The organism is Roseburia sp. CLA-AA-H209 (genome assembly GCF_020687575.1).
GTDB classification, from domain to species: Bacteria; Bacillota; Clostridia; order Lachnospirales; family Lachnospiraceae; genus Roseburia_C; species Roseburia_C amylophila.
Genome location: NZ_JAJEQU010000028.1, coordinates 1 through 13316, shown reverse-complemented (window position 1 = coordinate 13316; position 13316 = coordinate 1). Strand labels below are relative to the sequence as shown.

General features: G+C 41.0%; 10 protein-coding genes. 9 read left to right on the top strand and 1 reads right to left on the bottom strand.

All coding sequences use genetic code 11. The annotated features are described in order from the left end of the window. Window positions 1-116: 116 nt before the first annotated feature. Window positions 117-2381: an LTA synthase family protein gene (locus LKD41_RS14965; protein WP_227701621.1), complete on the bottom strand. Its 2265-nt coding sequence runs from the start codon at window positions 2379-2381 to the stop codon at window positions 117-119. Between the two features lie 262 nt (window positions 2382-2643). Between LKD41_RS14965 and LKD41_RS14960 the strand changes: the two genes are divergently transcribed. The 9 genes from LKD41_RS14960 (at window position 2644) to LKD41_RS14920 (ending at window position 13192) form a co-directional block, all read left to right on the top strand. Beyond that, window positions 2644-3369: an ABC transporter ATP-binding protein gene (locus LKD41_RS14960; protein WP_227701620.1), complete on the top strand. Its 726-nt coding sequence runs from the start codon at window positions 2644-2646 to the stop codon at window positions 3367-3369. Between the two features lie 14 nt (window positions 3370-3383). Continuing rightward, entirely contained in the window at window positions 3384-4301 is a 918-nt protein-coding gene (locus LKD41_RS14955; protein ID WP_117698645.1) for a SufB/SufD family protein, read from the top strand. Window positions 4302-4531: 230 nt separating this feature from the next. Next, on the top strand, window positions 4532-5383 hold the full coding sequence (locus LKD41_RS14950; protein WP_022243637.1) for an EamA family transporter: 852 nt from the start codon (window positions 4532-4534) through the stop codon (window positions 5381-5383). A gap of 20 nt (window positions 5384-5403) precedes the next feature. Next, a complete protein-coding gene (locus LKD41_RS14945) occupies window positions 5404-7707 on the top strand; it encodes a glycoside hydrolase family 31 protein (RefSeq protein ID WP_227701619.1) in 2304 nt (767 codons plus the stop codon). Between the two features lie 41 nt (window positions 7708-7748). Continuing rightward, the gene (locus LKD41_RS14940; RefSeq protein WP_022243635.1) at window positions 7749-9056 is read left to right on the top strand and encodes a patatin-like phospholipase family protein; all 1308 of its coding nucleotides are present in this window, start codon (window positions 7749-7751) and stop codon (window positions 9054-9056) included. A 73-nt stretch (window positions 9057-9129) separates the two neighbouring features. Then, complete coding sequence (locus LKD41_RS14935) at window positions 9130-9519, top strand: hypothetical protein (protein WP_227701618.1); 390 nt, start codon at window positions 9130-9132, stop codon at window positions 9517-9519. A 195-nt stretch (window positions 9520-9714) separates the two neighbouring features. Continuing rightward, window positions 9715-12249, top strand: coding sequence for a hypothetical protein (locus LKD41_RS14930; protein ID WP_227701617.1), 2535 nt, complete (start codon window positions 9715-9717; stop codon window positions 12247-12249). Between the two features lie 185 nt (window positions 12250-12434). After that, window positions 12435-12689, top strand: coding sequence for an HPr family phosphocarrier protein (locus tag LKD41_RS14925; RefSeq protein ID WP_022243632.1), 255 nt, complete (start codon window positions 12435-12437; stop codon window positions 12687-12689). A 20-nt stretch (window positions 12690-12709) separates the two neighbouring features. Continuing rightward, window positions 12710-13192 (top strand): DUF6465 family protein, encoded by a 483-nt coding sequence (locus tag LKD41_RS14920; protein WP_227701616.1) that lies wholly within the window; start codon window positions 12710-12712, stop codon window positions 13190-13192. Window positions 13193-13316: the final 124 nt, after the last annotated feature.

The window sequence follows — 13316 nt, the reverse complement described above, 5'->3', positions numbered from 1 at the left end:
GCCTGTACAATACAGGATAGCATCCATGTGTTCAGCCTAGTTCATAAATATGTGTCCAGGATTCTGGGTACATATCATAGAAGAATTCATCCCATCGGGGCTTTCTGTGTATTATTTTAATTCTGTGTCAGTGGAGTATTGACTGTATGCTCTACAGACTGGTCAGTTGCTGTACCGGCACCACTTAAAGACTGTTCAGAGGACTGCTCAGTGGATTTCTCAGTGGTCTGGGTAGAACCTTCTGTATCAGTAGAAGGCTGCTCCGTTTCGGTTGTCTGTTCTTCGGTATCTTCTACATCCGGATCCTCATAGAGGAACTCGTTGGAGCTTCGGAAGATGGTGCTGCTGGAACCTACAATGTTAGCAACAATCGTATCGCCGTCTTCAATGTCGTCAAGATTAATCTTTAACATGGTGCTTCCTAAGAAGGAAGTGGATACCTTCTCTCCGTTGACATAAATTTTCGTCCAAGGAGTAAATCCGGAGCCGTAAATACATAACTTATTGTCATCGGATTTCCATACACTGTTAATCGTTACATCATCAATACCCATAACCAGATCACTTGCTGGATATTTATCTGTTCCGTTGTAAGCATAACGTTTTCCGTAAAGAAGGTCATACTGTAAATTCTCTAAGTTCTCGTCGTAAGAAGCAGAACCCTTCTGGCTCTGGATGTAAGAGAACATGGTTCCTTTGTGGATGTCAAGCTGGTTGGTGATGTTTGCCAATAATTCATAAGCAGCACAGTCAGCATCCTGTTTTGGTAAATTAAAGTTGTTCCAGGTAACATATTTGGTTTTGAAAATGTCACCGGATACCATATCATCATCGGTCAGTCCCATGGTAGGAAGGTGGTCGCCGAAGAATACCACGATGGTCTTTTCATCCCGTTTGGAAAGCTCTTCGGTTAAGTTGCCGATGAATTTATCTACTTCGTGAATCATGTTAATGTAATATTCCCACCGATTGTTAGAAGCCTCATCTGCAGCACCGCTTACTGCAATTTCCGGATTTTCAAGAATCTTTTCAGTAGGATAATCACCATGTCCCTGTACGGTAATGGTATATACCAAATCTGACTGATCAGGGGTAGAATCCATAGCCTTTAAGGTTTCACTGATTAAGATGTTATCGGTTGGCCAGGAACCAAGTGGTGTGTACTCCTGAATGTTCATACACTCTTTACTGGTGAAACTGTCAAATCCCATCAGGGAGAAGGCATTGGCACGGCTGTAGAAGTTACCACCGTTGTTATGTACAACATGTGTACCATAGCCGAGACTTCCAAGGTCGGAAGCAATACTTTCGCAACTGTCGATTTCTTTTAAAGTAGTCTTATATGGGTATTCGCCGGTACCAAAATACTGCATGCTCATACCGGTTAATACTTCAAATTCAGTATTGGCTGTTCCGGCACCTACAACAGGAACTTTTAAGTAACCGGAAGAATAGTTGTTTAATAAGTTGTGAAAATTCGGAACCGGATCTTCTGAAGTCTGTAAGAACTTAACATCAGAGGGATCTACAAAGGATTCCAGTAAAACAACAATAATATTTGGCGTATCTTCGGCAGCTTCGGTAGTTTCTTCCGGAACGGAAGCCCCTATTTTGGCAATACGCTCTTCGGAATAACTGTCCGGTTTACTCATACCACGGTCAACAACGCTGGATGAGAAGCCGTAGACAAAACCATAATTTTCATAGCCCTGTGCAATATTGGCAAAATAGGAAGCAACAATATTATTTGACTGGGCTGCCTTGGTAGTTACCGGTAACATCAGGAAGATAACAGCAACCATAAGCGGACTTACAATCCAGTTGATTTTGCCCTGATATTTTGGCCCTTTGATAAAAAGCCAGATACAGAAAAGCAGGAAAAGACCGACTACGATAATAACGGCGAGTGCTTCACCAAAGGTAAAGTATTTGGTGTTCTGCATGGCAAATAAGTCAGACAGACATTTCAAATCTGTAAAACCAAATGGAGTTACACGTTTGGAAAGAATAACGCCATTGATGGTTCCAAGGAAAAGCCAGAAGCCGCTGATTAAGAGACGGGCAAGTGTTCTTCTTCGAATCAGATAGACCAGGGATAAACTTGCAAAAATAATAAATGAGTTATAAAGGTAAGCAATGGTGTGTCCTGCAATAAAGGAAAATGCAGAAAGCACATTTCGTCTGGAAATACATTCAATCACCAGAACGAGGAAACAGGACAGTAACAGATGGAATACCAAAGAGTATTTGTTCATAATCACAACTGCACGGTCAAGGTGTGGATGTGGTTTCTTCTCCCGGTTCTTAAAAGTATTTATTTTGTTTTTTAGTTTAAAAAATAAGTTCTTACACTTACTTGAAAAAGAATGTTTTTCTCTCATAATAATGGTTCTCCTCCCAGTAGATTACACACTTTTTACATATAATTTACTTTTGACTGAATAAGGATATATCTATTTAAGAAAAAAAACAACGGTAAATCTCGATAAAAATTTATTAATATTTCATTAAAAAGAATCCAAAATGTATAATAGAAGGGAAAGAAGTTGGCAAATAAGCCATTTTGTGCTATCCTTTTTTTATAAAAACCAGGTTCGCAGAGAGGCAGATAGGTGAATCTGACAGTAAGGTGAGGAAAGAGAAATGCTGGAATTAAAAGACATTAGTTTTCAGGTAAATGATGAAACAGCAGACAAGGAAATATTAAAAAATATCAATCTGAAGATAGAAGACCGGTTTGTGGCAATTACCGGACCAAACGGTGGAGGTAAATCCACGCTGGCGAAGCTGATTGCCGGAATAGTAACACCAACTTCCGGACAGATTTTATTGGATGGAGAGGATATTACAGGATTATCCATTACCGAACGGGCAAGAAAGGGAATCAGCTTTGCGTTTCAGCAGCCGGTAAGATTTAAGGGATTGACCGTAAAGGATTTGATTACACTGGCATCGGGAAAAGATATTTCCATCAGCCAGGCATGTTCCTATCTTTCAGAAGTAGGACTTTGCGCAAAGGATTATATTGGCAGGGAGGTAAATGACAGCCTTTCCGGTGGGGAGCTAAAGCGTATTGAGATTGCAATGATAATTGCAAGAGGAACCAAATTATCCATATTTGATGAGCCGGAGGCAGGAATTGACCTTTGGAGTTTTAACAATCTGATTCAGGTATTTGAGAATATGTATAAGAAAATCAATGGCTCGATTCTGATTATTTCACATCAGGAGAGAATCTTAAACATTGCAGACCGGATTATTGTAATTGCAGATGGAGAAGTAAGCACAGCCGGAAGCCGGGAAGAAGTGCTTCCAAAGCTGTTAGGAAGCAGTGAAGCCTGCTCTACTTTGATGGAAAAATTAGTCTAGGAAAAGGTGAGAAAATGGACAGTATAGAAAAGAATCTTTTAGCAGAGATATCAGATTTGCACAGCGTGCCGGAAGGTGCATATAACATCCGCAACAACGGAAAACTGGAGGCAAGGAATACAACTGCAAATATTGATATTGTAACTAAGAAGGACAAGCCGGGAATTGATATCTATGTAAAACCGGGAACAAAGAATGAGAGTATGCATATTCCGGTTATCTTAAGTGAAAGCGGCTTAAAGGACCTGGTGTATAATGATTTTTATATCGGGGAAGGTGCAGATGTGACAATCATTGCGGGATGCGGTATCCACAACTGCGGAGACCAGACATCACAGCATGATGGAATACACACCTTTTATATAGGAAAGAATGCAAAAGTAAAATATGTAGAAAAGCATTATGGTGAAGGGGATGGAAATGGAGCCAGAGTCTTAAATCCAACTACCGTAATCCACATGGAAGAAGGCGGATTCATGGATATGGACAGTGTTCAGATTAAAGGAGTAGACTCCACAATCCGTACAACCGAAGCAGACCTTAAAGAAGATGCGTCCCTTGTGATTCATGAACGTATTATGACTCATGGACAGCAGAAAGCAGAGACAGATTTTACGGTAGATTTAAATGGAGCACATTCCAGTGCAAATGTGGTATCGCGTTCGGTAGCAAAGGGAGATTCCCACCAGAAGTTTGTTTCTTATATTCGTGGTAATAATGCATGCAGCGGACATACAGAATGTGATGCCATCATCATGGACAATGGAAAGGTGGAGGCAATTCCGTCTCTTGCAGCGAATGATATCGATGCAGCATTGATTCATGAGGCAGCAATTGGAAAAATAGCAGGAGAACAGCTGATTAAACTGATGACACTGGGACTGTCTGAAAAAGAGGCAGAGGAGCAGATTGTAAATGGATTTCTGAAATAGGATATGTATGGGAAAATGAAGGGTGCAGGAAAGAACAAACAAGAGAAGAGAAATACCGAAAGAGGCGGAAGAATGGAATAAGATAATATTTGAAACATTATGGCGGGTATGGATATTAAGTGAAGTGGCATCTGTATTTGAACGATGCAAAAGTGGGTGGTAAAAATAAAGTCTGTTGCAGTGCAGATTAAGACAGAATTTTCCCGGGATAATAGAAAAGAGGAATAAATATGTGGCTTGCATATGCATGTGGATCTGCTTTTTTTGCAGGTATTACGGCAATATTGGCAAAAGTTGGAATTAAGAAAATAGACTCGAATCTTGCAACAGCAATCCGGACGATTGTAGTACTGATTTTTGCATGGATTATGGTACGGCTTACCGGATCTTATACTCCAATCGGAAGTATAGGAACGCGGACGTTAATTTATCTTACATTATCCGGAATAGCGACCGGGGCATCCTGGCTTTGCTATTTTCGGGCATTGCAGCTAGGAGATGTAAATAAAGTAACACCGATTGATAAATCCAGTACAATCCTGACGATGATTCTGGCAGTCATTTTCTTAAATGAAGGACTGAACGAGAAGAAAATCATTGCCATGGTATTGATTGGCGTTGGAACGATGCTCATGATTACCAGAAAGAAAAGCAGTGGCACAAAGAGCCGGGCGTGGCTTATCTATGCACTGCTGTCGGCAGTATTTGCCAGTCTGACGTCCATCCTTGCCAAGGTGGGAATAGATGGTGTGAATTCCAATCTTGGAACGGCATATCGTACTGGAGTGGTACTTGTTATGGCATGGGTGGTAGTATTTGTAACAAAGAAACAGAAACAGGTCCGGAGTATGACCTTCCGGGATGGAATGTTTCTGATTTTATCCGGAATAGCGACCGGAGCATCCTGGCTTTGTTATTACCGGGCGCTGCAGCTGGGCGAAGCCAGCGTAGTGGTGCCGATTGATAAACTAAGCATTGTAGTTACAATTGTATTTTCATCTGTGTTTTTAAATGAAAGACTACAGCCAAAGGCATTCTTTGGATTACTTATGATAGTGGGAGGTACATTACTGCTAATATAAGCAAAAGCGGAGGAAAAAGTATGCTGGGAAAAAGAAAATCTTATTATGTGGAGAATGGAATCATTCATTTTGCATTTGAATATGGCAAGGGAAGTTTAGAGGTTCTGACAGATAACATTGTAAATGTGTTTGTTCCGTTCGAATGTGAGGAACATCGTTCAAAAGCCATCGAGGGAGAAAAGTCAAAGCATATACATTTTGATGTGCAGGAAGGAATTGATTATCTTGAGGTTCGGACTGCAAAATTAATCATACGCGTATATGATAATTTTATGGTGGATTTTTATGATGTGAATGGACAGCTTCTCTGTGCGGACTATCGTGGTGGAAGGAAATTTGCAACACAGATTAGTGAGAAATTTATCGAATTCTTAAAAGCAGAGGGACATGAGGTGACACAGGCGACAGATAAGAATTATCATGTGCAGGCTGTAAAACGCATGGAAGGAGACGAAGCCTTCTATGGCTTTGGTGATAAAGCAGGTGTGTTAAATAAGAAGAATTATGATTATGAGATGTGGAATACGGATAATCCGGCGGCGCATACGGAAGCCTTTAAAGCATTGTATAAATCAATCCCGTTCTTTATAGCATTGCGTGAAAGCTGCGTATACGGAATCTTTTTTGATAATACCTGTAAGACTTATTTTGATCTGGCAAAAGAAAATAAGGAATACTATTTCTTTGGCTCAGACCGTGGCAATCTGGATTACTATTTTATTGCCGGGGATAATATGCCGGAGGTAGTAGCTGATTATACTTATCTGACCGGAAGAACACCGCTTCCGCAGCTTTATACATTAGGCTATCATCAGTCGCGCTGGGGATATGAGACTTCCGCAGAGATTCGCGCAATTGCGGATAAATACCGTGCATTAAAGATTCCGATTGATACGATTCATCTGGATATTGACTATATGGATGGCTACCGGGTCTTTACCTGGAATGAAAAGGACTTTGGCAGGCCTGGTGAAGTGATTGCAGATTTAAAGAAAAAAGGATTTAAAATTGTTACTATCATTGACCCGGGTGTCAAATTAGACCCAGGTTATGATATGTATGATGAAGGCATGGAGCAGGGATATTTTGCCAAGACACCGGAAGGGGATACCTATGTAAATGCAGTATGGCCTGGAGATGCGGTATACCCTGACTTTGGAAATCCGAAGGTAAGACAGTGGTGGGGAGAGAAACAGAAATATCTTGTGGACTTAGGAGTCCGCGGTGTATGGAATGATATGAATGAGCCGGCAAGCTTTCGTGGAGAACTGCCGGAAGATGTCGTATTTACAGACGAAGACAGACCATGTGACCATGGCCAGATGCACAATGTCTATGGACATCTGATGGCAAAGGCTACCTATGAAGGCTTGAAGAAGCAGGACGGCAGAAGACCATTTGTAATCACCCGTGCCTGTTACAGTGGTTCCCAAAAGTATACCACAGCATGGACAGGAGATAATCAGAGCCTGTGGGAGCACCTGCGGATGGCAATTCCGCAGATGTGCAATCTGGGATTATCCGGTATGGTATTTATCGGAACAGATGTAGGTGGATTCGGTGCAGATGTGACGCCGGAGCTGTTGTCAAGATGGGTACAGGTCGGCTGTTTTTCACCGTTGTTCCGAAATCATTCTTCCAAGGGTTCTACCAGACAGGAGCCATGGCTTTTCGGAGAAGAGACATTAAATATTAACCGGAAATATATTGAACTTCGTTATAAATTACTGCCATACCTTTATGATTTATTCCATGAGACGGAGCAGAATGGTATGCCGGTAATCCGTCCACTGGTATTGCATTATGAGAAAGATAAAGAAACCTGGAATCTCAATGGAGAATTCCTGTTTGGAGAGCATATGCTGGTAGCTCCTGTAGTAGAGCAGGGAATGACGAAGAAGCTTTTGTATCTGCCGGAGGGAACCTGGTATGACTATGATACAAGGGAAAAATATACCGGAAAGCAGTATATTGTAAAAGACGCACCTCTTGATGTATGCCCGGTTTTTGTAAAAGCAGGAAGCATTATCCCATGTTTTGAACCGATGCAGTATGTGGGAGAGATTGAACTGGATACCCTGATTCTTGATGTATATCCGGGAGAAGACCGTTATGTGCATTATCAGGATAACGGAGAAGATTTTACATATCAGGATGGTGTATATAATGAATATGAGATGACCGTCACAAAGGATGAGACATTAACGGTCCGGATGCTGCATAAAGGTTATGAAAAAGTATATAAGAAATTTGTGGTATGTTACAAAGGACGTAAAAATGAGTTCGCATTCAATGGAGAGAAACTGACAGTCTGGCTTTCTTAAAAGAAAGGCAGAAGCCGGGAGATAACCGGAGGAGGACTTATATGAAACGTGGAATTGCATTAAGTGGAGGCGGTACGAAAGGCTCTTATGAACTGGGAGTCTGGAAAGCATTAAATGAACTTGGCATCGATTATCAGATTGTAACCGGAACATCCATAGGTTCCATTAACGGAGCCTTAATGGCAACGGGAGATTATGACAGGGCTTATGAACTATGGAGCACCATAACCATGGAAGATATGATGGAGGATGGAATCAATCTGACGGATACCATAGAGGGCATGTATGACCAGAGAGAGGCAATTGGTCCATTCCTGAAAAAATATGTAAAGAATAAAGGTGCAGATATTTCACCTTTTACTGCTTTTATTGAAACACTGATAGAAGAGGATAAGATTCGGAAATCAAAGACAGATTTTGGATTGGTTACGGTGGAATTTCCGTCTTTAAAACCCTGCGAACTGACAAAGCGTGACATTCCGGAAGGACTTATGAAAGATTATATTCTGGCATCTTCTGCAATTTTTCCATTATTCCCGATGCATAAAATCGGAGAGACAACGTATCTGGATGGATGCTATTATGATAATCTTCCAATTGACCTTGCCATCCGAATGGGAGCACAGCAGATTATTGCTGTTGATTTACATACATCACCGGCACACGATGCCTATGCCAAGCGGCCGTATGTAACTTATATCAAGCCAAGCCGCTCCCTTGGAACCATGATGAATTTTGACCATGCTCTTTTAATGGCAAATGCCAGAATGGGATACCAGGATACCATGAAGGTTTATGGAAAATATTATGGCTATGTATATACCTTTGAAAAGGAATCCATGGAGAAATACCGCAGGGCAATGGATCACTTTTTGTATCGGATGACAGAACTGGATTTACTGGTCAGGGATGAAATGCCGGTAAAACGTTTTGCTAAGAAAAGCGAATTTAATAAAGTACATACACTTCTGGCAGAACGAAGTGAAAAGGAGAAAATGTCACCGAGGGAATATTTCCTTGCAGCGGCAGAAATCTGTGGAGAGGTATTTGATGTAGATGCAGCAATTGAATATTCCATGGAACATTTTGTGGAAACACTTCATAAGAAGTTGGCAGATGCAGAGTTGAGACAGGTGACAGAATGTATCATTGCACATAAATTAAGGGAGCCGGCAGGACTGATTGCAGAAGTTAAAAACTTTGGAAAAGAAATGCTGGTGGCTGCGGCTGCATATTATGCGGCACAACAGGACACACTGACGTCAAAAGAAATTCTGAAACTGCATGCCATGTTCCCAAAGGAACTGACAGCGGTATTATTTCTGATGTCGTTGGAAACAAACAGATAACAGCATTTTTGCCGTCAACAAACAGTCTCTCCTGCATATATTATACTGATGAGAATCAGGAGAGAAGGAAACATTGGATTATAATCAGGATATTTTCTTTAAGATGCAACAGCAGCAGATGCCGGGCAAACAGCCCTTTTATATGACAAATCCAATCCAGAATCTTTACATGACGGAGCTAGAATATCAGAGGGATTTAGACCGCATGAAAGAGATGTATCCGATGGAGATAAGAAAAGTACAGGAACTGGTGGAAGAAGAATGCGATAAGATGGAATATGAGGGAAGTCTCATGTTTGACGAGTATCCGGATCGGCTGATGCTGCGGCAGATTTGTAAGAGAATCCGTGATAAGGCGGGACTTGGGGAAAACCGGGAAGACATGGATGCTCCGGAAATTCTTCTGTTTCATGAGATGTTTTACCGCAGATGCCGTTACAGACGCTGCCGCAGATGCTGGTAGCAGGTAATAAAATAGAGGTTGAGCTTTTGCAAAAAAGGAATTACAATATAGCTGTCGTTTTTTGATGGCTATATTGTTTGTTTACGTGAGTAGCGAGAAAAATCGCATGCCTGCATGCAGATTTGACGAGCACCGCGATAACTCGAGAAACTCGCAAAGCGTGTTTTTCGTAGTTTAGGAAGATGAGGAATACAGATGAATAAGGGAATGATTCGGGCACTGGTGTTAGCAGGTGTGTTTCTGGTATCAACCGTAGTGTTTAGTTTTTTGACAAATAAAACAAATCCTGATATGACAACAGAACTGGAGGAGGCAACGCTGCCGACTGTCCAGCTTTATTATAAAGAACAGAAAATCAATGAACTCTACGGGTATGTAGATGAAATGAATGCAGTTTACATGAGGGACAGCATTACACCGATTGATACGGACAGGCTGCTTCCAATCCGCGTTCAGAATGGAAGCTACGCAGTGGATGAACTTTCCTATGAAATTCGGAGTATGGATACCAAGCGGCTTATTGCAGATGCGAAGGTAGATAGTTATTCCCAGAAGAATGGAGTGATTACAGCAGACCTTCCGATTCAGAATCTTCTGGATTCCAATGCGGAATATCTGTTGATTATACATTTACTGCATGGGGATGATACCTTAAATTATTATACAAGGATTATTGAACCGCAGGATTGTTATGTGAAGGAAAGCATTGATTTTGCAAAAGATTTCCATGAAAAAACATTTCAAAAGGATGGAAGCGGTTCTCTGGCAACTTATATGGAACCGGATTCTTCTGCGGATAATACCACACTTGCCAATGTCAGTATTCATTCCACACTGCGACAGGTAACATGGGATAAATTCAATGGGACCGTTCTGACGGACCCATCGGTAAGCATTAAAGAAATCAACAATTCCTATAATGTAATTCTATTGGATTATGTAGTGACGGCAACCGGAGATAATGGGGAACTGGAATATTATAATGTAGAAGAATATTACCGTGTCCGTTATACCAATGACCGGATGTATCTATTGAATTTTGAGAGAACCATGGATGAAATTTTCCGGGCAGAGAATGATGATTTTTATGAGAATTATTTACAGCTTGGAATATGTTCGTCCGATGTGGAATATAAGAGTAATGAGACCGGAAGTATTCTCTGTTTTGTAAAAGAAGGAGAACTCTGGTGTTACAATGCGACAGAAAAAAAGCTTTCCCAGGTGTTCAGCTTCCGTGGTTATGAGGGGATTGATTCCAGGGAAAATCATAAGGAACATGATATCCGGATTATTAAGGTGGATGAAACAGGAAGTGCTGATTTTGTTGTATATGGTTATATGAACAGGGGAAACCACGAAGGTCAGGTGGGCGTAGGTGTTTATCATTATGACAGCGTGGCAAATACAGTAGAAGAGGAACTGTTTATACCATCCACCCACTCTTACGAAGTGCTGAAATCAGAACTGGGACAGCTGATGTATGAAAATGAAAGTGGAATGTTCTACATTATGATGGGTGGGACACTGTATGAGATTAATCTTGCTACTACCAAAGAAAAGGAAGTAGTCAGCGGATTTGAAACAGGAAATTATGCGGTATCAGAGAATAACCAGTTTGTTGCTTATATTGCAGATGGCAACAGTGACAGCGGTTCGAAAATTACTGTTCTGAATCTGGAGAATTCGAAAAGCTTTGAAGTGGCAGCGGCAGCAGGAACGTATATCCGGCCACTGGCATTTATGGAAGATGATTTTATCTATGGCGAGGCGGATGACAGTGATGTGTATACAGATTCTGCCGGAAATGTACAGTTCCCGATGAATCATATTTATATTGTAGATACGGATGATGAAGAACACGGAGTGTTAAAAGATTACCATAAGGATGGATATTATGTGGCATCTGTAGAAGTTGTAGATTATACTATTTATCTGAACCGGGAACAGTATAACGGTATGGCTTATGTTCCGGCGGAACAGGATACAATTATGAATCGTGAGGGAGATTCTGCAGAAGTAGTCAGCATTCACAGTACGGTAACGGAACGAAAACAGACGCAGCTGCAGCTGCAATTATTACAGGAAGAAGAGATAAGCTCGGATCGTCTGCTGACTCCGAAGCGGATTGTATTGGAGTCGCCGAGAAATGTGAATCTGAAAGAACCGGAAGAGACAGATTATTATTATGCTTATTCTGCCGGAAGAGTAGTGCTGGCAACGGATAATGCGGCAAAAGCCATTGCAGTGGCAAATGATAATGTGGGCGTTGTGGTAGGAAGCAGACAGCAGTATATCTGGAAGAGGGCAAGAAAATCTTCCCAGCCACCACTGACGATTACAATAGGTGATGCAGACGCATCCGGAACAACGATAGCAAAAGCAATCAATGGTATGCTTTCGATGCAGGGATTAAATGTTGGTGTAGGAGAATTGATGACATCCGGAAATACACCAAAACAAATTTTAAAGGATACCCTGCAGGACTCTGTAGTCATTGATTTGACTGGAAGTGATCTGGATGCAGTGTTATATTATGTCAATCTGGGAACACCGGTATTTGCCATGAGTAGTGGAAGTGAAGCTGTATTAATTACAGGCTATGATAATGCAGGAGTCTATGTTTATAATCCGGCAACCGGTGCAACAGAGAAGATGTCAATGACGGATGCACAGAATGTATTTGATGCAGCAGGTAATGTATATTTTGCTTATATGAAAATGGCAGAATAGGGATACGGGCAGAGACAGGCGTGAATAAGGCGTAAAAAACATATAAAATTGCCTAAAAAAAGCCGAAGTTTCTTGGCAGTTTCGGTATTAGTGCTGTATTTTCACAAAGTCTATTGCAAAATCTGTTCGTGTAGGATATATTAATTTTTGTACGAATTGTACTACTTAGAAGCGAGGAAGATAACATGAGTAGAAAAGAAGTTACAGTTTCAAACGTTTCAAAAAAACATGATAATCCAATTGCAGAGTTGGTTCAGGTTGCCTGCCGGTTTGACAGCAATATTACTCTGGAAAGTGATAACCGTAAAATTAATGCCAAGAGCATCATGGGAATTATGGCATTTAATCCGTCCAAAGGAATGACGGTTAACATTGTTGCAGAGGGGAATGATGAAGAAGAAGCTCTTTTAGCAATGGAGAAGTTTTTAGTGTGTGATTAATTTTCAGGGAGGGAATTATAATGCAGAAGAGACCAGTTGAGAAAGCAGAAGAAGTAAAGGCAGCAGTAAAAGCTACAGAGACAAAGGCAGTAGTTAAGGCAGAAGAGGTTAAGGCAGAAGCAAAAGAAGTTGTAGCGAAGAAAGCAGAAACCGTAGTAAAGAAAGCAGAAGAGACAGTTAAGAAGGCAGAAGAGACAGCAAAGAAAGCAGAGACAACTGTAAAAGCAGCAGCAAAGACTACCGCAAAGAAAGCAACCAAGAAAGCAGCGGCTAAGAAAACTGCCAAGGCAGAGAAGAAAGAACTTGTACCGGAAGTATTTGTTCAGTTTGATGGTAATGAAGATGTTGTTGCAAACGTGATTGAGAGAGCAAAAGAAGCTTTCACAGCAGACGGACACAGGGCATCCAGCATCAAGTCTTTAAAGGTTTATTTAAAACCGGAAGAATATGCAGCATACTATGTTATAAACGATACATATGCAGGCAAGGTTAACTTATTCTAGTTTTATTTTGCTCATGATATTAAAATGGCTTCGGAATTCCGAAGCCATTTGAGACCGTTTCAAGTTTTGTGTAAACGTTAAAAACTGATATAAGATTTGTGAATAGTTACAAATGGGCAGAGCC